Source organism: Brevibacillus choshinensis (assembly GCF_001420695.1).
Classification (GTDB): Bacteria; Bacillota; Bacilli; order Brevibacillales; family Brevibacillaceae; genus Brevibacillus; species Brevibacillus choshinensis.
On the sequence record NZ_LJJB01000010.1, the window covers coordinates 998,286 to 1,021,194 of the forward strand.

A 22,909-nucleotide genomic window follows, 5' to 3' on the forward strand; every position below is an offset into this window, starting at 1 on the left:
TTTTCTCCCCTCGCTATTCCATTTCCAAATGAATCTTACTTCCTGCTCCCATCGGTTCTGCTGGTGTGACGACCAGCCTACGTGGCATCCGGACACGAATTTCCGGGACATGACTGATGACCCCGATCGTAAAGTCGTCCATGCGTAGACGCTCCAATGCGTCCATAACCACTTCCAATAGCTCAGGGTCAAGCGTCCCAAAGCCTTCGTCAAGGAAAAAGAACTCCAGCCGGCCGCCACGCATTTGAATCTCCATCGACAGCGCCAATGCCAGCGACAATGAGGTCAGGAACGTTTCGCCGCCGGACAAGGTACTCACAGGGCGACGCATTCCCCCCGCTGCCTCATCACGCAGGACAAATTCGCCTTCGTCTCCGATTTCCAGTGCGTAACGGTTGGCGGTCATCCGCTTTAGGTGATACGAAGCATCCCTCGCGATAGAAGCCAATTTTTCCTCAGCGATGAACTGGACGAATGCCTTTGCTTCGAACAGCTTTTTCAGTTCCTCCAGACGACTCTGCTCATCCTGTTGTTCTCCCAGTTGGTTTTGCAGCTCCAGCCATTTTTCGTGGTTGCTCTCCATCCGGTCTACCTGCTCTTTGGCCACGGCGACCTGCTTTTGTACCTCCTGGAAGGTCTGCTCCCACGCCTCCCATTCCTGTCGGGCGAACAAAAACTCTTCAGGGGATACCAAGCGTCCCGCCAACGATTGCACCAGACGACCTTCGTCGTATCGATGCTGGTCCCGCGCTCTCTCAAAGGATTCAACCAGCTGGACTGCCTCTTGCAGCTGATCACGCTCTGCGTATTGCTGGCGGACCTGCTCGACCGTCTCCATGCCACTTTCCACCAAGGCATGCTGCAGGGATTCGTGTGCCTCTGCACGTTGGCGAGTCAGAACAGCGTATGCCTCCGTATGCTTGACCAGATTGTTCTGCACCGATTCTCGCACGGCTGCGGATTCTTTTCGCTTTTCTTCTGCAGTAGCTATGGCCTGACGCAAACGTGTGAGTGTTTCTTCGACCTGCTGCAATCGCTGCTTGGCAGGCTGTCCACCTGTCCGCTCCAGCCACTGCACATGCTTTTGCTCCCACATCCGCTTGCGGTCATCAAGTTTTTCGCTCACAGAGGTTTCTCGCGACTTCCATTCACTGCGACGAGCTCGGGCGCTATCGCATTGTGCCAGCAGCGTCCCACGAAGCTGTTCTTTTTCCGCGCGAATGTTTTGCAATCCAGCCATTTGGCGATCTCTTCTGCCAATTTCCTCGTAGTGCTGCTCGATTTCATCGATGAGCAAGTCTTTGCGCTTGGAATCCAGCTCGTCTGCTACACGCTGGACCTTTTCATCTGCCGCCTGCAAACGAATTTTCCCCTCTGCAATCGACTTGTCCAGTTGCTCGAGGATCAGGGTGCTACGCTCCAACAGCCGCTTCTGCCCCGCTTCTTCCTCACGTAGCACTTCGATCTGCTGCGTCAGCTTTTCCCGTGCTTCCTTCAAGCGTTCTCTCTCTGCCTGCTTGGCGGCGAGCTCTTTTTCCTCGCGCTGGTAGACGCCCAAGAGCTCTTCAAACGATTCGACCACCCACATTTCCCCGTAACTGCGGCATTCTTTCTTGAGTGCGTCCACACGTGTGAGCAGAGATTCCCGTTCGTTTTTCAGGGTAGTCAGCCGCTCCTCGAAAGCTGCCTGCTCGGCTTTTGCGGTGAGCACTGCCTCCTTTGCCAAGCGAGCCAGGCGTTCTGCTTCGCGTAATGCTTCTTCTGCTGCTTTGCTGCGAGCACGCAGCTCATCTCCCTCGGAGCGAACCTCCTCTGCTCCGATGTGTTGCACGTCCCCGCTCTTGTGATGCGTCGAGCCGCAAACCGGGCACTCACCACCGTCCTCCAGCCGTTCACGCAAATACCGCGCCATATTATCCTGCTGCCAGCGTTCCAACGACTCACGCAGCTCATGAGAGAGAGCCTGATGTTTGGCTACCTGCTCCTCCTTCGCTTCACACTCGGCTTGCAATGCGCTCCAGCGAGACTTAGCCTGCTCTTGCTCGCCTGTGATCCGCTCCCACTTTTCCTGCCAATCCGCTTGTTGCTGCAAAAGCTCACGCCACTGGCGACCTACTTGCTTCATATCGTTCAGAACAGCCCTTGCTTGCTCCCATTCGCTATCAGTGAGAATCGGCTGTGAATCGGGTGCTGCCAATTGTTCTTTGGCTTGCTCCAACCGCTTCGCACTCGCCTCCCATGTCAGACGATGCTGCTCGGCCTTTTTTGTAGCCTCCTGCAGCTGTTGCTCTGCGGCAGTGACTTCATCTTGCTGCTCCAGAAGCTTTGCACGCTCACGCTCCCACTGCTGCTTGGCTTCTCTGGCTGCAGACACCTGATCGCGCCATTCCGGTGTGACGACAGCCTGTTTCATCTGCTCGTCAATCCGCTTCCACTCCTGCTCCCAGACTTGCAGAGCTTCCTCATCCCGAGCCAGCTGCTCTTCCGTTTGCTTGAGTGCTACCGCAATCTCATTACGCTCCCGCTCCAAGCCCGTCCACTCTTCGCGGATCGCTGCCAGCTCTACTTCCCATTCCTCTGCCTGGGCCAACCTGCCTTTTTGCAGGGTCAGATCAGGTTCTTGAGACAGCAAGACAGACTGGGCATTCTGGTATTCGAGCTCGGCCGCTTCCATCATGATACGAGCGCTCTCCTGCTCCTCGCGACTACGCTCGACAGCTTGTCCGGTATTGAGCCACTCCTGATCCAGACGCTCCCATTGCTGTACGAGTGGGAATAGTCGGATACTGGATTCCCAGCCTCGGATTCGCATTTTCCACGACTCGATCTCAGGCTGACGCGCTTCGAAATCCTGTAACTGCTCTCGTACACGCACGAGCTCCTGCTGCCACTGATACAGCTGCTCCATTGCCTTAAGCTTACCCGCCAGTTCCTGCTTTTGCTGCACGTACTCCTGTTCCTTTTGCGCCGCATCTGTCCACGTTTGTCGGGCAGCTTCCAGCGCTTCGTACCCGGCATCTCCCAGGGCTGCTGCTTCCAGCTGCAAGCGATGTAGCTGCTCCTTTGCCAGTTCTAGTGCATGTCGAACGCGCTCACTCAGTTTTTCGCCATAAATATGTAAGCGGAACATCCTTTGCAGCATTTCATTGCGCTCACTGCCTTTCAACGTCAAAAACCGGGAAAACTGCCCCTGTGGGAGCACAACAGCACGGGTGAAATCTTGCAGAGTCAACCCAATCAATGCTTCGATCGCTGCCGTAGCCATCGTTGCCTTGGACTCCAATACCACATCCGGCTCTCCCGTCAACGCACCCGACTGGATCAGCCGAACCTCTGGCTGACGCTTATTACCCTTTTTATCCAGCCCAAATTCACGCTCGACAGTATACTGCTTGCGATCCTCACCTTTACCCAGCTCAAAGGTAAAGGATACAAAGACGCGCTGCTCCAGCTGATTGAGTACTTCCTTGGGATGGTTACCTCCGCCAAGACGAACGACCTGCCCATAGAGGGCGAGTGTGATCGCGTCCAAAATCGTGGACTTTCCGCTACCGGTTGGACCAAATATCCCGAACAGTCCAGCCTGGCAAAGGATTTCGAAATCGACTTCCTGCACTTCCCGATAGCTGTGCATTCCAGACAGCTTCAAACGTATCGGCTTCACTCTGCTTCCTCCTCTCCCCCGGTTTCTGCCAGCAAACGCTCAAACATCGCAACCAGACGCTCATCTGGCTGTGCTCCCCGTCTTCGTTCATAGAAACGGCGGAACAACTGGTCCGGTGTCAGCTCAGTCAACTCCACACGCTCTGTATGGTCATCCTCCTGGTGGTCTTCCCGCACGACCACACGTTGAATCTTGAGGAAATCATCGCTTAATTTGCGCAAACGCTGGAATTCTGCCGGGTCAATCACATCTGACACATGCAGCTCCAAGTCGATCCAAGCACCTGCATCTCGGCCTTCAGCAAGCCAACGCTCTACTTGTCCGATTCCTTCCGTCGCCTTCCACCGCGCCAATGGTCGCCCGCTCGTCAAATAAATAATTTCCTCCCGCACCTCTTTACCCGGCACGACATCGACCAGTACGACGGCCTTGCTCTGTCCTGCCTCCGAAAAGCTGTACGATAAAGGCGACCCGCTGTAGCGGACCACTGGTTTGTCTCTGAGCTTTTGCAGTCGATGCAGATGCCCGAGCGCCACGTAGTCAGCCTTTTCAGGGAAAGCCATCGGTGATACGGTCATGGTTCCACCGATCTGAATGGGTCGCTCTGAATCCGTCTCCAGTCCACCCATGACAAACAGATGACTAGTGACCAGATTGACCGTATCGTCGCGAAAATGACGGGAAAGGTCTGCTAAAAGCTCCGCGATGCGCTCGGAAAAGGCCAGCTGCATCTGTTCCTGTGAGAAGCTCTCCGAAAGCAGCTCCTTCAAACGGGATTCCGATGGATACGGCAAAGCCAGCACGACGGCATGATGCTCACATCCTGGCACCGAAAGCTCCAGCCATGAAGGCCCACCTGCAACGATCCTCACGCGACCTTCCAACGTCTCTTCAGGCGTGAGCGGTGCTTCTTTTGGCAAGCCCAGCAGCACAATCCCATGCTTCGTCGCCAGTGGCGCAGCCGCTCTGACACGCTCCGGCTGGTCGTGGTTTCCCGCGATGACGACGACTCCCCGTGTGCCTTCGGAGGATAGCCGCTCCAAGGCTTCGTAAAACAGCTCCTCTGCCCATGCAGGCGGGTTGACGGAATCGTACACATCGCCTGCGATCAGCACCAAGTCGACGCTACGCTCATCCGCGATTCGGCACAGCTCGTCCACAAATGCCGCTTGCTCTGCCCGGCGATCTCGACCTTCCAGCTGGCGTCCGAAATGCCAGTCGGCCGTATGTAATATGCGCATGCCTTTCATCCTCTCATCACGATCATGTGTTTGCTTTTTATTGTAACAAAAGACAGCGAGGTGCGCGGTTGAAATTTACTCCACTTTAGGGGTAACTTTTGGCGTTTCCCTAGCGTCTACTTACTAATCAAGATTGGGAGAGGAGCCTGGTGGAACAGGGCTCGATATCTATGAAGCCCACTTGTGGTATCTCGAAAACGGCAGTATCGTAGAGGCGTGGAGTGGCAATTTACTAGCCAAACCTTCACGCTGATCGACAGGTACACCTCGCAATTATCCTGGAAAGGAGACTTTCTGCCATGATCCAATACGCCACAAAACAAGTCACCGTTTTTCAAAGCGCCCTGTTTCAAACGACATCCACAGTCATTTCACTGGACGAGCATATCGTGATCGTGGATCCAAACTGGCTCCCTCATGAAGTCAGAGCCATTCAAGACTACGTGCAATCCATTCGAGGTGACAAAGAGCTCTATTTGCTGTTTACTCACGGGGATTTCGATCACATTATCGGCTATCGTGCCTTTCCTGACGCCAAGTCGATCGGCAGTATTGGCTTGCAAAACCATCCCAAGAAAGACCACAAGCTTCATTTAATTCACGACTTTGACGCTACCTATTATTTGACCCGAGACTACCCGATCGAGTTTCCCGAGCTGGACATCGTCATCTCCGAGGATCACCAGCAGCTGACCCTTGGTACGTCCACTCTTCATTTTTACCTAGCTCCCGGCCATTCCGCTGACGGATTGTTTACCATCGTTGATTCCCTTGGCCTTTTCGTCGCAGGTGATTACCTCTCTGACTTCGAGCTGCCCTATATTTATGACAGCGCCAAGAGCTACAAAAAGACCATCGAAAAAGCCTCGCAAATCATCGACGCCCACGGTATCTTGCTACTCGTTCCCGGTCATGGTCAAACGACCGACAGCCAAGCGGAGATGAAGAGGCGAGCTCATCTGGCTCTGGATCATTTGGAGAGATTGACGAATGCCGTCATCGCGAAGGATGAAGCACTGATTGCCAGCATGGAAAAGGAGCACGCCTTTTTCTCCCCGACCACACAGGAATCTCACAAGGAAAATGTCCGCATTATTCGCAGCGAATACAGTGGTGATTGAGCCACATACAGCAAAGCCGCTTACCCTGTTGCGGGGCAAGCGGCTTTTTCGTCATGTCCGTTCATTTTCTTAGCTTGTTTGATCGAGGTGTCTTCAGTGACTGGAGACACATGTAGCAGATAACCCCAAACAATATGGTGATAATCATGGAGTGCAAGAGCGTCGCATACAGATGCAGCTGGAACAGTACAACGAAACCACCGCTAAATACCTGCAAAGTAACGAGCACGAAGGCAAGAATGCTGGCTCCGTAAAGATCCCGACGCGTTTCCTTGAAGTGCTTGACCGCATAAATCAAGTTCAGTAGCAGCAAGATCAAAAGCAGCATGGCACCAAGTCTATGGACGAATTGGATTCCCACCTGCCCAGACAGCTCTGGAATCAGCTTGCCTTGACACAGTGGCCAATCGGTACACGCCATACTGGAACCTGTGTGTCGGACGTATGCACCCAAATAAACGACGCCATAAGCGTAAATGGTCACGCCCCAGATCCAGTTGCGGAAGCCTTTGGATACGCCCGTCTGCACCATGCTTTCCATTCTGTCCCGCTGCAATACGAACCCGGTCAACAGAAACACGCCTGTAAATGCTAGCAAGGAAAAGCCAAAGTGGAGCGCGAGTACAGCTGACGACTGCGGCCAGATCACGGCAGAAGCACCGAGAATCGACTCCAACACGATGAAAAACAAACCGAACAAAGCAAGGTTGCGAACTTCTTGATTGCCGCGATAGAAGCGCCAGCAGAGCACCGAGAAGACAATCACAACGATGCCGGCAATACCTGTAATCAAGCGATGCGTGTATTCAATGATCGAAGCCAAGGTATACTCCGGGACCCATTTGCCATTGCAAAGTGGCCAGTCATTTCCGCATCCAAGGCCGGAATCCGTTTTGGTTACAAGCGACCCGGCAATCATGACGATAAACATGACGAGAGTAGCAATAACGGCGAGAGGTTTCAGCCATTTTTCCATAGTGAATACACCCTGTTTCCTGTGAGGATTGAGGTCTGTCGAAACGTTGACCTCTTGCGTAGTGTCCTCTCTTACGATAATGAAACATCCCCTGCTAAGCAAGGGATGTTCCGTGAACATTTAGTGAGTGTTTCGTGTCAATAATGGTACACCATTGTGCTAATGACAATCGATGCACAGAAGACGGTCAGGTACAAAATGGAATAGCCGAAAAGCTTACGAGCCCATGCGAGATCGTCCTTGGCACGGAAGCCTTGGAACAACAGCACCATGTACACGAGGCCCATAATCCCCATGACAATCAGGTAAACGTATCCTACACTGCCGTGAATAAAGAGCAGCAAAGACGCCGGGAACAATACAGAACCCCAGAGCACCATTTGACGCTTGGTTTCTGCAAAACCTTTGACTACTGGTAGCATTGGCAAATTCCCTGCGCGATACTCTTCCGTTTTCAACATGGCCAACGCCAAAAAGTGCGGAGGCTGCCACAGGAACATAATCAGGAACAATAGCCAAGCGGCCGGGTCCATGTTATTCGTTACCGCTACCCAACCAATGACAGGAGGAGCAGCACCGGAAATACCGCCAATAACAGTGTTCAACGTAGTCACACGTTTTAGAGGCGTATAAATCAGCACGTAGAAGATGTGGCCGATCAATCCCCATACAGCCGCCAACGGATTGGCAAAGACTGCGAGAACGACCAATCCCGCCAAAAGCAATCCAATCCCCACAAGCAATGCATTACGGGGCGAAATGCGCCCAGTAGCTACTGCTCGGTTTTTGGTACGCTTCATTTTCAAATCCAATTCACGATCGTAAAAGTTGTTCAACGCCGCACCCGACATGATCACCAAAGCGGTGCCAAGCATGGTGAGGATCGCTAGCTTCCAGTCTGGGAAACCGTAGGATGCCAACCATAAAGCAGCAAATGTCGTCATCAGGTTGGACATGGTAATACCAGGCTTTGTCAGTTCTACATAGTCACGCCAGGTTGCCTGTTCTACCGATTGTGCCTGCAAGGCAGTATCGGCTTCGAGCGATTCCTGCATCGTTACTTGCTGGTCCACATTTTGTACCTCCTGTCTGAATCTATCTGAACATCCGAATTCGCAATTGACAAACTATCCATCATTGTAGTCAATTTTCGCGAGGCAAGTCAACTTGTAAGAGGGATTCCCATTACCATCCAAAGATAACGTCGAGGACACCCGCCGTCTCTCCACCAGGGTAAATCAGATACAGCAACGTATAAACCGTCGCGCCTGTAATGGCTGTAACAAACCAGATAATCGACGTCCACGGTCCAATCTTTCTGTGCTTGGCAAATTCTTTTTTGTAAGCAAAGCGAAGCGTAATCAGCCCCATCACTCCGCCTACGGTAGCCAATGTAATATGGAAGATCAGGAAGGTCTGATAGATCGGCTTGAGACTATCGGGCCCGCCGAAATGCGTATTCCCTAAAAAAGCAGTGCGGGATACGTAAGTAATGAAGAAGATCGTCGCACAAATGGCGGCCCACTTCATGATTTTCATATGTTTCTCTATTTGTCGCTTCGCAATCGCATACCAGCCAAAGGCGACCAAGATGCCGCTGAGGACGATAAACGAAGTGCTTATGGTAGGCAACAAGATGGACATTTCCTACACCTCATTCACGTATTTCTGTCTCTTTTTTTACACGCTACCTTCTTCAGTGGCAGGTGTCTTCATCAAGATATTTGCAGGCTGCTGATCCATCGATAAATCGTCCTGCTTCTCCTGTTTATACCAGTTATAGAAGACGTAGGCAAGCACTGAGCCGTAAACGAGCTCTTGTACGAGCTTCATGATGATCCCGCCCAGTCGTTGGTCACTGAAGCTATCCAGGCTGACAAACAGCTGAGGTGCCTGCATGTATGTGGCATATAACGGAGTTTCGGCAAAGATAATCAGCGCACAGGCGGGTGTAATCAACACACCGTTAGCAAAGATGTACGCGAGCTTCTTCAATCCCGCCAGTTGCTTTTTGTTATCCGAGAGCGGACTCACAATTGGCCACCACATGGAAAAGGCAGCGAGCAACAACACAACATGATAGACCGTCATCCATTCATGGTTGAGTGCAGCTGCATCAAAAATGAAAGGAATATGATAGAACGAGAACAGTGTATTGAACAGAAGGGCTGCCACTAATGGTTGCGTAAAGATCCGCAACAAGGCTTTTAGCCATTTGGGTTGAAAAATCTTTTCCATGAGCCACTCTGGTATTGCAACCAAGACAAGTGGCGGCAAGGCAAAGTACAAAATCGACTGTTGCAGCATGTGAAGACTAAACAGGTAATGATGGCCGTAATAACTGATGGGACTCCCTTGTGCTGCATAAAACAATATCAACGCAAATACAAACAAGCATTTTTGCCTGGTGGTCGCCGGCGTTGCACGAGCAAACCTTTGGTGAAACGGACCTGTCAACAAAAAATAGACAATCGCAAAGAGCAAGGTCAACAACATAACATCCGGACTCCATAAGTCGGAAAATGTCGCGCCCCCCACGCTCGATGACACGCCGTGCAGGTGATTCTGACTATCCATGAATATCCTCCCTTCATACTAGAAAGGGTGCCCTCTATACATTCTCCATTATACCGTTGATCCAACGTTCTTTCCCGGTTAAAAATGAACAAAGTGTTGACAAAAATGGAGTGCCCACAAAGAGCTTGTCAAACGTACATTCATGTAGACAAGCCTCAGTCGCAAGAAAAAAACCTTCATCCATTTGCTAATCGATGGGCGGTAGCCGTGGGTAGGAAAAAGGAGAAAACGCTCCAGGTTAGTAGGGTCACCTGCGCTGGGGTCATCCCTGCACGGCTGTGCCCCAAATACCTTCGCTTTTTTCTCCTTTTTCCTGACCAGCTTTCATTTCTGGAACAGCCTTTTACTGAGTCTATTAAAAGCATGCTGGTTGCAATACAATTCGCACGGAGGGGGCTTTTTCAGCAAATATTAATAAGCTATTTCATCCTTTAATGATCTGAGACCACCTTACCAGCCTGCACTTTGTAACAGAAACCAAAATAAGAACAAAAAGAAGGCTATCCCAATGTAGAAAAACTACTGGGATAGCCCCTTCATGCTTAAGCCTTCAATTACAGTCCGAAAGAAACGAATTTCGTTTCCAAATATTCATCCATTCCGAAGTGACCGCCTTCACGACCGATTCCGCTTTCTTTGAATCCGCCGAATGGCGCCTGCGTCTGTGTCGGCGAACCGTCGTTGATACCCACGATTCCGTATTCCAGCTGTTCGGCCATGCGGAAGCAGCGTTGGTTGTCACGCGTGTAGACATAGGCTGCCAATCCGTAGCGTGTATTGTTGGCTTGTTGAACCACAGTCGCTTCATCCGTGAAGCGAACGATTGGTACGACTGGACCAAAGGTTTCTTCATAAGCGATCTTCATCTCGTCCGTCACATCTGTGATGACAGTCGGCTCGCAGTAGAAGCCTTTTGCGTAATCGCCCTCTGTCAAGCGAGCTCCGCCGTAAACGACTTGGCCGCCTTTGCCTTTTGCGTCTTCGATGTGCTCCAGTACCTTGTTCAGCGCACGTTCGTTAACGAGTGGACCGATCTCCGTTTCTTTTTGGCGACCGTCCCCTACTGTTGCTTTTTTCAGTCTCTCAACCAGCTTCTCGGTGAATGCATCCGCTACCTCTTCATGCACGTACAAACGGTTGGTACAAATGCACATTTGTCCGGAGTTGCGGAATTTGCTCTCAAAGAGTCCTTTTACAGCTGCGTCCAGATCAGCATCAGGGAACACAATGAACGGTGCATGACCGCCCAGCTCCATGCTGACGCGCTTGACTTGCTTGGCTGCCCCTTCCATGAGGAGTTTCCCTACGCGCGTAGACCCAGTAAAGCCGATTTTGCTCAGCTTTGGATTCTCTACGAACTCCTTGCCGATCTCCTCTGGCTTTCCTACGACGAGGTTTACGACACCTTTTGGAAAGCCTGCTTGCTCAATCAGCTCAAAGAGACGGATCGCGGAGAGAGGTGTGCTCTCTGCCGGCTTCAGTACTACTGTGCAGCCTGCTGCGAGTGCTGGAGCGATTTTGCGCACGACCATGTTGACCGGGAAGTTCCAAGGAGTGATCGCACCTACGACACCCACTGGCTGACGCAGAACCATGATCCGTTTGTTCGCGACAGATGATGGGATCGTTTCGCCGTAGACACGTTTGGCTTCTTCCGCGTACCAGACGAAGTTGTCAGCAGCGCCCAGCACTTCGCCTTTTGCTTCCCCGATCGGTTTTCCCATCTCCGCGGAAATGATGCCCGCCAGTTCATCGCGGCTGTTTTTTACCAACTCGGACAAGTTGTACAAATACTTGGAGCGTTCACGTGCGGTCAGGCGAGACCAGCTGCCAAATGCCTCGTGTGCTGCATCGATTGCTTTTTTGGCTTCGCGGTCGTCACCGAAAGAAACGGTCCCGACAGTTTCCCCGGTAGCGGGATTGACGATCGACACGGTTTCCCCGCTTTCTGCCGATACCCATTCCCCATTGATATACATTTGCTTGCTCTCTCCCATGACACTCGCTCCTCTCATTCTCTCAATAGATTGGTTTTAGAGCCTCAAACGGATTCTTGCAGTGCCTGCAATACAAAATGCTGCGACAGGCTGCTGGTCCAAACAGGTTTTCAATCGTTGTATAAGGAGAATCGCAGTAGGGACAAGCCACTTCCCACGTATCCCCTGGTTTAAACCCAAGCGGTGGCGGTGCAATACCAAAGCTGCGCAGTTTGTCTCGCGCATCTACGGCAATACGGTCCGAGGTCCAATGAGGATCGTACACGAAACGCACTTGTACCTCGTTGATTCCCTCCCCTTCCACCAGCTTTTCAGTGATGTTTTTCTTCATGATTTCCAGTGCAGGACAGCCGACAAAGGTAGGCAGCACTTCTACGTGCGCTACGCCAGCTTCTACCCGTACCTTGTGGATCATACCCATTTCTACCATGCTGATCACTGGGATCTCCGGATCTTTCACTTCTTGCAGCAGTTCCCAGCATGCCGCTTCTTGTTGGTCAAGCGTTTCCATATTCTCGTGCGCCATGCAGATCGCCTCCATGAATCGTCCTAGGTAGTCGTTTTCTTACCAACTCGCTGCCGGATCGATCCGGTACACTTCAGAAAGGGTAGCCACCGCTTGCGCCAGCTCAGGGGTGTGCTCTCCAGCACGACCGCGTTCCGCGGCTTTGCCTGGCTCACCCGGCCAGCTCAAACCTGCTTTTTGGAAAATGTCTTTTGTCAGGTTGATCCATTTTTGGCGATGTATGTCTTCACCCGCGATCAGTCCAAACCGAACGATGTTGTCTGCGTCCAAGCCGAGATCGCTGAGTTCCCCTGCATCCTGCCATACTTTTGCTATCGCCGCCTCGAGCTTTTGGCGGGCATCTGGTGTACTGTTGGCGAGTTGCTTCAGCCATACTTGCCAGTGCATCAAGTGATAGCGGTGCTCGGTCAGCATCTTGCGGCTGATGAGGACGAGCGGTGCATAGGAGGACTGCTGCAAGGCTTCCAAGCGTACCTGCTTATGCAAGCCGTATACATAGCTGCGGACAATGGCATACGCCCAGTCGTAGTGGGGATCGTCATTGTACTCTCCCACACCATTTTTGCGCTCGACGAGAATCGCATTGCGAAATGCTGCAGACTCGCGAAGCTGAGCGATGTCATCTGCTTTGCCCAACCCGAGCTCCTCGAGCATTTCATAATACATGACCGCGTGTCCCATCATATCCTGCGACATGGAGGAAAACGCAACATCTTCTTCTATATGAGGTGCGAGACCAAGCCACTCCGATCCACGATAGGCCAGAATGAAATCGTCGTCTGCCAGCTGGAAGAGAAGATCTGCCAAGGCTTGCTTGTATTCCTGATTTTGCAGTGCCTGTTCTACGGTTTCTACGTGTAATGCTTCACCCATGATCGATTCCTCCTTCTCAGCTGCCACTCCCGGTGTTTTGCTGTGCTTCGTATTCTTCTTTGTGATGGCGCCATCTTCCCTGCAGATCACCGTATCCTTTTGTTTCCCGATAGCTCTTGTTGTCAATGCGCTCCAGGAAAGGACGCTCCTCTGGCGGCAACCCCGTGATATCATCTCGCTTGACTACCCAAAGGTTAAAACAAGGCTCACGACGCAGGAAGTTTTCCCGTGCCATCGTCAGCGCGACCTCAGCGTTTGGTGCGAGCAAGCTGAATTGATGGACGAATGAAGCGCTTACGTTTTTTTGACTAAACACTTCGTAGATGAAAAAGTTCTCGTTGTTTGTTTGGTTGCTCATTGCATTCACCTACCCTACTTGGCGGCCGAACGACAGAATCGCGTCGCGCACCCATTTTGTTTCTTCATAGGACATTTCTCGCAGATGCAGACGTTGGGCAGAACGTGGGCCCTTGCCTTTGACAATCAGCTTGAACTCTTCCCAATCCGGTTGTTGGTACACCCATTTATCTTCTGCTTCATCGAAATAAATCGTATCGTCCGGTACAGTAAACCCGAGGTGGAATATCCGTGGGAGATATTTTTTCAAGAAGATTTGTCGCAGTTCCTCATTGGTTTGCGAACGGATCTTGTAACGCATGTTTGAAGCCTGATTGCTCGTGATGTTGCCATTCTCGGGTGGTCCGAAGAACATCAGGAGCGAAGGCCACCAGCGAGTAATCGATTCCTGCAGCATTTGTCGCTGCTCCTCTGTTCCTTCAGCCAGTTCTAGTACGATGCTCTCGCCATGCTGTGCGTGGAATTTTTCTTCCGCACAGATTCGGTGCAGGGCGCGTGCATACGGCGCATAGGAAGTATCCAGCGACATCGATTGCGTAATGATTGCAGCTCCGTCTACTAGCCAGCCAATGACACCTGCATCTGCCCAGGTCGGTGCTTCCATATGAAATACGTTGTGAAACTTCAATCGACCCGCGAACAAATCTTGCATGATGTCTTCACGAGTTTTGCCCAGAGGAGCAATCAGATCCTCTGCGACTCGCAGCAATAGCTGTCCATGGCCCATCTCATCCTGTACCTTGGCCATGATCGCCAGTTTGCGGCGAAGAGTCGGTGCTTTGGGTACCCATTCTTTTTCCGGTAAAGCTCCCATGATCTCGCTGATACCATGCATCGAAATCAGCTTGATTAATTGGTTGCGGTAATCATCAGGCATCCAGTCGTCCGCTTCGATTTTTTCCCCGCGGTCAATTCGCGCTAAAAACGCTTCCATTTTTGCATCTTCTGTCAAATCTGAACGTTCCATCGGTGTTTGCATGAAGAACGACCTCCTTCTGTTTCGCACTTGTCTATTTCATATAATTTATAATACGTTTTTGTAACGTAATAATAACATATCGTCATACGATTCTGCAATAGGTGCAAACGTTTTCATTGCAGCCGATTTATTCCATCCTTCCTCCGGATACCGCTGCTTCCTTCAATTGCTCCGCCATCTGCCGCAGTTGTTGCATGACGGAATCCAGTTCCTGAATTCGCGTAGACTGCTGCAGGCTGTGATTCATCGTCTTTTCAAGTTCGCCTGAAACCGTCCCTACCAGACCATTCATCTCATCTAGAATGCGAAAAATGCTTTTTGCCGATGTCGAGGACGACTGGGAAAGTCTTCGAATCTCTTCTGCCACGACAGAAAATCCTCGTCCTGCTGTTCCCGCACGAGCAGCTTCTAGCACCGCATTTAACCCTAGTACATTTGAGCGGGTGGATATGTCACGAATCAATTGATTGATTTGCGAAGTCTCGGTAATTTTGGATTCCATCTGAACTGCCGTCTCTGATAATGTATGACTGGCCACAGCAAGATCGTTCGCTTCTTTTGCCAGACTCTCCGTGTGGTTCGCGATGTTTTCGAGCGCATCGGTCAAATTCTCAGCGAGTGCACGCAATCGATCTTCCTGATCAGTCGTCACGCCGGTGGCCAAACAACCGACCACTTGTCCGTTCTCCACGATCGGATAGCCTACAGCGATATAAGGAATGCCGTAAAGCTCCTTGCCAATCTTGCGGACTACCCTCCGATTTTCTGCCACCGCTGTCGCATTGATGCTACCAGCACGTAGAGGGTCCCCTACCTTGATTCCCAGATTCAAGTCTGATGCCGGATAATACGCCAAAAACTTTTCTCTGTCCGTGACCCCCACCATGCAATCAAACAAAAACGCTTTCTGCAAAATCGGCGCTACCATCAAAAGACTGTTTAGTAGTGACATGTCCATTCCCCCCTGACGTCAGGTGACGAAAACAGCCGTCCCTCCCGCATCTTCCGTTTGCGGAAAGAACAGCCGTTTTATTCTTCAGCCTTATTGTCCTTTATTTGAGAATCTGAAATTTGCCATCTTTGACTTCTACCATGATCATGCTGTCTTCTGTCAAGCCGTTATGGTCTTCAGCCGTGAAGACAAATTCACCTGTTACCCCAACGTATTTGACTTTTTCCAGTACTTCACTCAGCTTGGATGCATCGCCGCCAGCCTGCTTCAGCCCTTCGACCATCAGGTTCAAGCCGTCGTAGCCGTAGCCTGCAAAGCCATCCGGCTCTACATTGTAAGCAGCCTTGTAGCCATCTACGAATTTCTTGACGACCGCTGCTTGTGGATCGTTTGCATCGATCTGATCAGGTACCAGTAATTTACCCGCTACCATCAGGACTCCGTTGCCAGCATCACCGACGAGCTCGAGGAATTTGCTATTGGCGGAACCGTGGCTGCTGATGATCGGAATGCTCAGGTTCAGCTGTTTCGCTTCTTTTACAATCGTCGCTGGTCCTGGATTGGTTCCAGCTACGATTAACACCTGTGCGTCTGTTCCTTTGATCTTAGTCAACTGGGAGCTCATGGACGGATCTTTGGTTCCGTATTTTTCTTCGGCTACGATCGTGATACCGTATTCCGGCGCGTATTTCTTCAATTGCTGAGTCCAGCCGCTGCCGTATGGGTTGCTGTCGTTGAGCATCGCCACTTTTGTGATGCCTTTTTCTTTCAAATATTTAAAGATGCGCTTGGTTCCGTGAACATCGGTATGTGGAGTCTTGAAGATACCTGCACGTACCGGATTCGTGATTTGGTCAGCCGCTGCCATGGAGATCAGCGGAATCTTTTCGGACTGGGAGAATTCAGCCATTCCGAGGGAAGGACCGCTACCGGAAGATCCGAGTACTGCCACAACCTTTTCCTTGGAGACCAGCTTTTTGATCGCTTTGACCGCTTCCGTATTGTCGGATTTGTCATCTTCAAATACGACTTCGACCGGGCGACCATCTACGCCACCTGCGCCATTGATTTCTTTCACCAGCAATTCTACGGCTTGCTTCTCCGGTACGCCGAGTGGGCTGTTTGGACCCGTCATGGAAAATACCGCACCTAGCTTGATCGGTTCCTTGCTGCCTGCTTCTGCCGCTGCCGGTTGTCCTCCTCCAGCTTCAGCTGCTGGCTTGGCACCGCCTCCACAAGCGCTGAGCAACACCATGGATGCCAGAGCAATCGGGAAGAGCCACTTGGTCTTTTGACGTTTTTTCACGGAAATACCCCCTAGAATAGTTGTCTCTTTGTTATTTTTTAACGCGTAGGAATTTATAAGCGAAACGCTTATGAATTCTGGAGCGCATGAAAACTTTCAGCTAAAACGCGGTCGCTCCTCCATGAACAGGCCTCGATAGAGGTTTTCTTATTGTCAAACCGCTTCATGGGAATGTCCCAGATAGGCAGATTGCACTCTTGGATCGTTGCTAATCATCTCTGCTGTGCCTTCCAGCATGACGGTTCCGGTGGAAAGCACATACGCTCGGTCTGAAATGGCCAGCGCAGCGCGAGCATTTTGCTCAACCAGCAAAACAGTTGTCCCCCACTGTGAGCGAATTTCTTGCACGATCGTCAAGATTTCCTTGGCGATCAACGGTGCCAGCCCCAATGACGGCTCGTCCAACAAGAGCAGCTGTGGTCGGGAGAGCAAGGCCCTACCGATCGCCAGCATTTGTTGTTGGCCGCCGGACAGCGTACCGCCGAGCTGCCACTTCCGCTCAGCCAGGATCGGGAAGCGCTCGTACACCGTCTCCATCTCTTTGGCGATCTCTCTCTTGCTCGTCTTGGGCATGCGGTGAGAAGCTCCCAGCCATAGGTTGTCTTCCACTGTCAGCGTGGAGAAAATTTGTCTGCGCTCAGGCACATGCGCCATTCCTCTCGCCACCACCAGTTCAGCCGGGATGCGAGTAATGTCCTGATCACGGAACCAAACGCTACCGTCTTTGGCGCCGTGCAATCCGCAAATACAGTTGAGCAGTGTCGTTTTGCCCGCTCCATTTGAGCCGAGCAAGGATACGATCTCTCCTTCATTTACATGCAAGTCAATACCGTGCAGCACTTCGACAGGACCGTAACGAGCTTTCATGTTTTCTACGCGTAAGATCGCTTTTTCCATCTCTTCACCCCCGACTGTCTTCCTGTTCTTCCGTTCCCAGATAGGCCGAAATGACTCGCGGATTCTCCTGAATTTCACGCGGGGTTCCTTCCGCAATTTTACTGCCTTGATCGAGAACAACGATGCGATCGGCAATGGTCATAATCATGTCCATATCGTGCTCGACCAGTAGGATCGCCGTGCCGTTTTGGCGAATCTCCTGAAACATCCGGCTCATCTCTGCTGTCTCGGTATGATTCAAGCCAGCGGCCGGCTCATCGAGAAGTAGCAGTCTCGGTTCGGCAACCATCGCGCGGGCAATCTCCATCAAGCGCAGCTTTCCGTATGGAAGACTCCCTGCCTGTGAAGCAGTCAGAGACGAGAGCCCTACCTTTTCCAGCCACGTCTTGGCACGCTCCTGCATCATTCGCTCTTCCCGTCGCGATTTCGTCAGGCTCATTCCGCACGAAAACAGACTCGAATGCGTCTTCGTATGCATGCCCACCATGACGTTCTCCAAGACCGTCATATCATCAAAGGTTTGGAGATTTTGAAACGTTCGGGTGATCCCCAATTTTGCGTATTCATAGCCGGGAACTCGGGTCATCGGCTGGTTGTCAAAACGGATTTCTCCCTCAGAAGGCGGGATGACGCCCGATACCATGTTGAGCACCGTGCTTTTTCCTGCACCGTTCGGACCGATCAGCGCCAGGATCTCTCCCTGTTGTACGTGAAAATCAACGTGATTGACTGCGCGCACTCCACCGAAATCGCGAGAAAGGTCTTGTACTGCTAGCAGAGTTGTCATGTCGCCGCCTTCCTTTCCACCCGTTGCTCTGTTGGTGCCGGTGCTTTTTTCGCTTGCGCTTTTTCATACATGGAACGGATCCGCGGTACCAGCCCCTCCGGCATGAACATCACGATCAGAACCAGGATGCCACCAAATACGATCGTATCTACATCCCCCTGCAGCCCTGGCACTACTTCGCTCATCAGGACCAGCCCTTCACTGATGAATCCGATGAGCAAGGTCCCAATCAAGGCTCCCCAGATGCTCGTCATCCCGCCGATGACCACCATCGTCAAAAACTTGATCGACTCATGCATCCCGAACGGCTGCGGATCGAGAATGCCCATGTAGTGTGCGTACAACCCACCGGAAACCCCGGCAAACATCCCGCTGACAACAAAAGCATTCAGCTTGAATTTTCGAACATCAATTCCCATGGACGTCGCGGCAATCTCGCTCTTGTGAATCGCTCGGAAGGCGCGTCCGATCCGAGAGTGCATCAGATTCAGCGAGAAGAGCAGCACACACGTGACGACTCCCCAAATCAGGTAGTACATCGACAGCTCACTGTCTCCGAAGAACGCAATCTTCGGAATGCTGATCATACCGCTGGCACCACCTGTAACAGGCTCCCACTCAGATATTCCAATCTGGACGATGTATCCAAAAGCAAGTGTTGCCATCGCCAGGTAGTAGCCCTGTAATCCCGCAATGGCTCTCCCCAGGATAAACGCGAACAGTCCAGGCACTATCGCGGAAGCAACAAGACCTAATAACGGCGTCAAACCGAGCTTTGTGGTCAAAACCGCTGACGTATAGGCGCCGATGCCCCAAAACGATGCTTGTCCTAACGAGATTTGTCCTGCAAGGCCCATGACCAAGCACAAACCGATAGAAACGATGGCATGGAGGCCGATGACAATCCCAACGGAGCGATAGTATTCGTCCGGCATCACAAACGGAAAGAGAATCATAAGTGCCAAATAGATGCCTAAGCCTTTCCCCCACTTACCAACCAGCTGCTTCATCATAGACCTCCTTTCCCTACGCTGCGTTCTCCAAAGATGCCGGATGGCTTGATCAACAGCATGGCGATCAACACCAGAAAGGCAATCGCGTCTTTCATTCCTGAACTGATATAACCTGCACCGAGTGACTCAACAATTCCGAGGAAAAAGGCGGCAACCGCTGCCCCCAACGGATTACCCAGCCCACCCAGAATGGCTGCCGAAAAACCTTTGATTCCGAGCAGTACCCCGATGTCGTAGGAGGTCACGCTCAAAGGGGCTATCACTATGCCGGCAATCGCCCCTGTCGCACCGCTGATTCCAAAAGCCAGCATACTCATTTTTGCCGGGCTAATTCCCATCAGTCGAGCAGCCATCGGATTGATCGAACAGGCATTGATCTTTTTGCCGAGCATGGTCTTGTCCATCAAGTACCAAAGAAGGAACAGAATGATGAGGACGGCGACTAAAATCCATACGCTTTGCTGGGCGATATTTACGCCTCCCAGCGATATCGGCTGATTACTCGTAATCGGGTCGAGTGCGTAAGCGTCCTTACCCCAGATCAAGCTCGCCAGACCGCGTATCAAAGTGGATATCCCGATGGTCAAAATAATCAGGCTGATCGGGCTCGCCTTTTTAACATAAGCGATTACATACTTCTGCATCAGTACTCCTACCAGTGTGACGATCAGGATCGCCAATAAAGCGGCCAAGGCGTACGGGACATTCATGCCTATCATCGCAACGGTGACCATCCCGCCCAGCATCAAAAACTCGCCTTGTGCCAGGTTGATCACTTTGCTGACGTTGTAGATCGTGATGAATCCAACTGCGACGATGGCATAAATGCCGCCACTAACCAAGCCGTTTGCAACGTATTGCAGCAATTCTGTCATGCTCGTGCTGTACCCCCTTTACATAACTACTATCACCTTCCATTTAAAACGCTTACATTTTAATTAATGGAAGAATTAATTAATATGAATGCCCTAGCTGAAGCTAGGGCGTTTTTGTTTGGTGCGTGGCTTTCGCACCTATTTTTCTGGCGCTGCCTCATACACTGTCTCAAAGAATCGAACAGCCCCTGGATTCAATAATTGATAATAATTTTGGAAGAGTTGATCCGCTTCTTTCCCTAACCATAGCTCCGGCAATAATTCCTGTGGCAAATCAGGGTCGATAAACAAAAACTTTCGATACTGATGCACCAGCTTCGTTTTGTTCACAAAGCACAGACTATCAGGAACTTCCTTGTTTTGGCGAATGCTCTCTTCCAGCTCTTCGTACTCCGCGCGGTATGTATCGATGAATTCCCTATACTTCGCATTAATCTCGTCGATATTCCAGCATTTCTGTACCAACTGCTTCGGATCGCTCCAGCCTACATGATCAGCTGAAAAAACTTCCACGTACTCGGTGATCTCCTGTGACTCCGTCAATTCCTTGATCGGTTCACTCAGATTGTTAGGGCTGATCCATGTGCTCGTCGTCAGCATGCCAAAGCCCATCCAGCCAAGCTCTTTGCGCAGCTGGTCACGCAATGCTCTGCGTTCCTCCGGGATGTTGTAGCTCACCATGCACCACTTGCCATCCCAGACACCTGTTTCCACCTTGTAGATCCTCGCTGCCGCCTCCTCCAGCCGTTTTTTGCCACGCTCGGAAACCGAGTAAAAGCTGCGATTTCCTACTTTTCGTGACTCCAACCAGCCTTGGCGAAGCATCCGGGATATAGCGGCGCGGACAGCTGGCTCTGACAATCCGAACTCTCCCATGAGTTTGGTCAAGCTGCCAATCCAGATTTCACTACCGTAATGACGGACATATTCACCATAAATTGTAAACAGCATGGATTGTGGCTTCACGTTTTTCTACCTCCAGATCGATTCATACCTATTCGCTGTGAAATTGTATCATATTATTTGCGTATGCGTGAATCGACCCAGAACATATGACGTTATTATTGTATAACGTTATTCTTACGTCATTATATTAAAACGTTTATGAAGAGTCAATTTATTCTGTCATATTTTTTGTCGATTTCTGCCTGTAATTGCTGAAATCGACGTTGTATTTCATCCTTGTTGAAAATGGCTTGCGTGAAAAACCCTACCCCGACACGATTTCGGGCAGTGTCTGCCGTTACCTCGCAGACCACCCGCTTTTGGGTCACTTCCACGCAAACCGCGCGGAAGGTGACCTCCTGTCCAATGACTGCAGGACCGACGTGCTTGATATCAATAGCAAAGCCAGAGCCTTCCTCGTGTTCTTCCAAGTGAGGCAAAAGGACGTAGCGCCCTGCCTTTTCCATGTGATAGATCATGCTGACTGTCGACATGACAGGATGAATGACTTCACCGTCAAAAACAGGAACCATTTCTGCCGTTACCGTAACGGAGAATTCCGCTGTTGTGCCGGGTTGGAGTCCATTTTTCAAGATAGTCACCTCCTATTGCGGTGCGGTTCTAAACGCGCTCGATGATCGTTGCAATCCCCTGTCCGACACCAATACACATAGCAGCCAACCCGTAACGGGCATCACGACGCTCCATTTCATACAAGAGAGTGGTGAGGATGCGTGCGCCGCTACAGCCGAGTGGATGCCCCAAAGCGATCGCTCCGCCGTTTACGTTTACCAGATCTGGGTTCACACCCAACTCGCGCACGCTCGCCACTGCCTGTGCCGCAAAGGCCTCATTGAATTCAAACAGATCGATCTGATCGATCGTCAGCCCGGCTTGCTTCAAAGCCTTGCGAGTAGCCGGAACCGGTCCGATCCCCATCACAGACGGATCCACACCTGCAACGGCGGAGGCAACGATACGGGCACGCGGTTTCAAGCCTGCAGCCAAAGCAGCTTCCTGCTCCATAATCAGCAAGGCGCTTGCACCATCGTTGAGGCCGCTGGAATTACCTGCTGTTACCGAGCCATCTGTCTGGAAGGCTGGCTTGAGCTTTTGCAGCTGCTCGATGGTTGTCTCCGGACGCGCGTGTTCGTCTCGCTCAAACAGTGTGACCTCTCCCTTGCGACCACGCAGTTCTACGGGAACGATCTCTGCTTCCCAATATCCTTTTTCCAATGCCCTCGCATAATTTTGCTGACTGCGCAGGGCAAACTCATCCTGTGCTTCGCGGCTGATACCGTACTGCTCCGCTACTTTTTCCGCTGTCTCGCCCAGGCTGATTGGCGGATACATCTCTTTCATCTTGTCATTGACCAAACGCCAGCCCAACGTGGTGTCCACCAGCTGCTGGTTGCCTCGCTGAAAAGCCGTACCAGGCTTCATCATGACCAACGGGGAACGAGTCATGCTCTCGGTTCCTCCCGCAACGTAGACCTGGCCCGCTCCCGCTTTGATCGCATAGGCACTCTGATTAACGGCTTCGAGACCAGAGCCGCACAGGCGGTTTACCGTGACACCTGGCACCTCTACAGGTACCCCAGCCAACAACAAGGACATGCGGGCTACGTTGCGGTTATCCTCACCTGCTTGGTTCGCGCAGCCAAAGATCACATCGTCGATAGTTGCAGGATCAATCGCATTGCGTTCCAGCAGCTTGCGAATGACCAGCGCACCCAGATCATCGGGACGTACGTCTTTGAGGGCACCTCCAATACGACCAATCGGTGTCCGCAAAGCATCTATAATTACAGGTGTATTCATCG

21 protein-coding genes are annotated in these 22,909 nt (G+C 51.5%); 1 reads left to right on the plus strand and 20 read right to left on the minus strand.

What is annotated here, in order from left to right; all coding sequences use genetic code 11:
- Positions 1–13: 13 nt before the first annotated feature.
- Together AN963_RS15000 and AN963_RS15005 are read right to left on the minus strand one after the other, a co-directional pair.
- Positions 14–3,664: an AAA family ATPase gene (locus tag AN963_RS15000; protein ID WP_055745361.1), complete on the minus strand. Its 3,651-nt coding sequence runs from the start codon at positions 3,662–3,664 to the stop codon at positions 14–16.
- Positions 3,661–4,905 (minus strand): exonuclease SbcCD subunit D, encoded by a 1,245-nt coding sequence (locus AN963_RS15005; RefSeq protein ID WP_055745362.1) that lies wholly within the window; start codon positions 4,903–4,905, stop codon positions 3,661–3,663. Before AN963_RS15005 ends, AN963_RS15000 begins: the two co-directional genes overlap by 4 nt.
- A gap of 299 nt (positions 4,906–5,204) precedes the next feature.
- On the opposite strand from AN963_RS15005, the gene AN963_RS15010 reads away from it, so the two are divergent.
- A complete protein-coding gene (locus tag AN963_RS15010) occupies positions 5,205–6,026 on the plus strand; it encodes an MBL fold metallo-hydrolase (protein WP_055745363.1) in 822 nt (273 codons plus the stop codon).
- A gap of 61 nt (positions 6,027–6,087) precedes the next feature.
- Here AN963_RS15010 and AN963_RS15015 read toward each other — a convergent pair whose 3' ends face one another.
- From AN963_RS15015 to AN963_RS15105, 18 genes are all read right to left on the minus strand, one after another.
- A complete protein-coding gene (locus AN963_RS15015; RefSeq protein WP_055745364.1) occupies positions 6,088–7,002 on the minus strand; it encodes a COX15/CtaA family protein in 915 nt (304 codons plus the stop codon).
- Between the two features lie 137 nt (positions 7,003–7,139).
- Positions 7,140–8,075, minus strand: a complete 936-nt coding sequence (gene cyoE, locus AN963_RS15020; protein ID WP_055745365.1) for a heme o synthase — start codon at positions 8,073–8,075, stop codon at positions 7,140–7,142.
- 112 nt (positions 8,076–8,187) lie between these two features.
- Positions 8,188–8,646, minus strand: a complete 459-nt coding sequence (locus AN963_RS15025; protein ID WP_055745366.1) for a DUF420 domain-containing protein — start codon at positions 8,644–8,646, stop codon at positions 8,188–8,190.
- Positions 8,647–8,682: 36 nt separating this feature from the next.
- On the minus strand, positions 8,683–9,579 hold the full coding sequence (locus AN963_RS15030) for a cytochrome c oxidase assembly protein (protein ID WP_055745367.1): 897 nt from the start codon (positions 9,577–9,579) through the stop codon (positions 8,683–8,685).
- A 554-nt stretch (positions 9,580–10,133) separates the two neighbouring features.
- Positions 10,134–11,576 (minus strand): NAD-dependent succinate-semialdehyde dehydrogenase, encoded by a 1,443-nt coding sequence (locus AN963_RS15040; protein ID WP_055745369.1) that lies wholly within the window; start codon positions 11,574–11,576, stop codon positions 10,134–10,136.
- A 22-nt stretch (positions 11,577–11,598) separates the two neighbouring features.
- The gene (paaD, locus tag AN963_RS15045; RefSeq protein WP_055745370.1) at positions 11,599–12,102 is read right to left on the minus strand and encodes a 1,2-phenylacetyl-CoA epoxidase subunit PaaD; all 504 of its coding nucleotides are present in this window, start codon (positions 12,100–12,102) and stop codon (positions 11,599–11,601) included.
- Between the two features lie 39 nt (positions 12,103–12,141).
- Entirely contained in the window at positions 12,142–12,975 is an 834-nt protein-coding gene (paaC, locus tag AN963_RS15050) for a 1,2-phenylacetyl-CoA epoxidase subunit PaaC (RefSeq protein ID WP_055745371.1), read from the minus strand.
- A gap of 16 nt (positions 12,976–12,991) precedes the next feature.
- The gene (gene paaB, locus AN963_RS15055; RefSeq protein ID WP_055745372.1) at positions 12,992–13,333 is read right to left on the minus strand and encodes a 1,2-phenylacetyl-CoA epoxidase subunit PaaB; all 342 of its coding nucleotides are present in this window, start codon (positions 13,331–13,333) and stop codon (positions 12,992–12,994) included.
- 9 nt (positions 13,334–13,342) lie between these two features.
- Positions 13,343–14,311: a 1,2-phenylacetyl-CoA epoxidase subunit PaaA gene (gene paaA, locus AN963_RS15060; protein ID WP_055745373.1), complete on the minus strand. Its 969-nt coding sequence runs from the start codon at positions 14,309–14,311 to the stop codon at positions 13,343–13,345.
- A gap of 127 nt (positions 14,312–14,438) precedes the next feature.
- On the minus strand, positions 14,439–15,263 hold the full coding sequence (locus AN963_RS15065; protein WP_055745374.1) for a methyl-accepting chemotaxis protein: 825 nt from the start codon (positions 15,261–15,263) through the stop codon (positions 14,439–14,441).
- A 100-nt stretch (positions 15,264–15,363) separates the two neighbouring features.
- Entirely contained in the window at positions 15,364–16,569 is a 1,206-nt protein-coding gene (locus AN963_RS15070) for an ABC transporter substrate-binding protein (protein ID WP_055745375.1), read from the minus strand.
- A 153-nt stretch (positions 16,570–16,722) separates the two neighbouring features.
- Positions 16,723–17,466 carry an ABC transporter ATP-binding protein gene (locus AN963_RS15075; RefSeq protein WP_055745376.1) on the minus strand — a complete coding sequence of 248 codons (744 nt, stop codon included), beginning with the start codon at positions 17,464–17,466 and terminating at the stop codon, positions 16,723–16,725.
- A gap of 4 nt (positions 17,467–17,470) precedes the next feature.
- On the minus strand, positions 17,471–18,253 hold the full coding sequence (locus tag AN963_RS15080; protein WP_055745377.1) for an ABC transporter ATP-binding protein: 783 nt from the start codon (positions 18,251–18,253) through the stop codon (positions 17,471–17,473).
- The gene (locus AN963_RS15085) at positions 18,250–19,263 is read right to left on the minus strand and encodes a branched-chain amino acid ABC transporter permease (protein WP_055745378.1); all 1,014 of its coding nucleotides are present in this window, start codon (positions 19,261–19,263) and stop codon (positions 18,250–18,252) included. The genes AN963_RS15080 and AN963_RS15085 overlap by 4 nt, the downstream gene beginning before the upstream one ends.
- Complete coding sequence (locus tag AN963_RS15090) at positions 19,263–20,141, minus strand: branched-chain amino acid ABC transporter permease (protein ID WP_055745379.1); 879 nt, start codon at positions 20,139–20,141, stop codon at positions 19,263–19,265. Before AN963_RS15090 ends, AN963_RS15085 begins: the two co-directional genes overlap by 1 nt.
- Before the next feature lie 138 nt (positions 20,142–20,279).
- Complete coding sequence (gene paaX, locus AN963_RS15095) at positions 20,280–21,107, minus strand: phenylacetic acid degradation operon negative regulatory protein PaaX (protein WP_055745380.1); 828 nt, start codon at positions 21,105–21,107, stop codon at positions 20,280–20,282.
- 146 nt (positions 21,108–21,253) lie between these two features.
- Entirely contained in the window at positions 21,254–21,679 is a 426-nt protein-coding gene (locus AN963_RS15100) for a thioesterase family protein (RefSeq protein ID WP_055745381.1), read from the minus strand.
- A 28-nt stretch (positions 21,680–21,707) separates the two neighbouring features.
- Positions 21,708–22,907 (minus strand): thiolase family protein, encoded by a 1,200-nt coding sequence (locus tag AN963_RS15105; protein ID WP_055745382.1) that lies wholly within the window; start codon positions 22,905–22,907, stop codon positions 21,708–21,710.
- Positions 22,908–22,909: the final 2 nt, after the last annotated feature.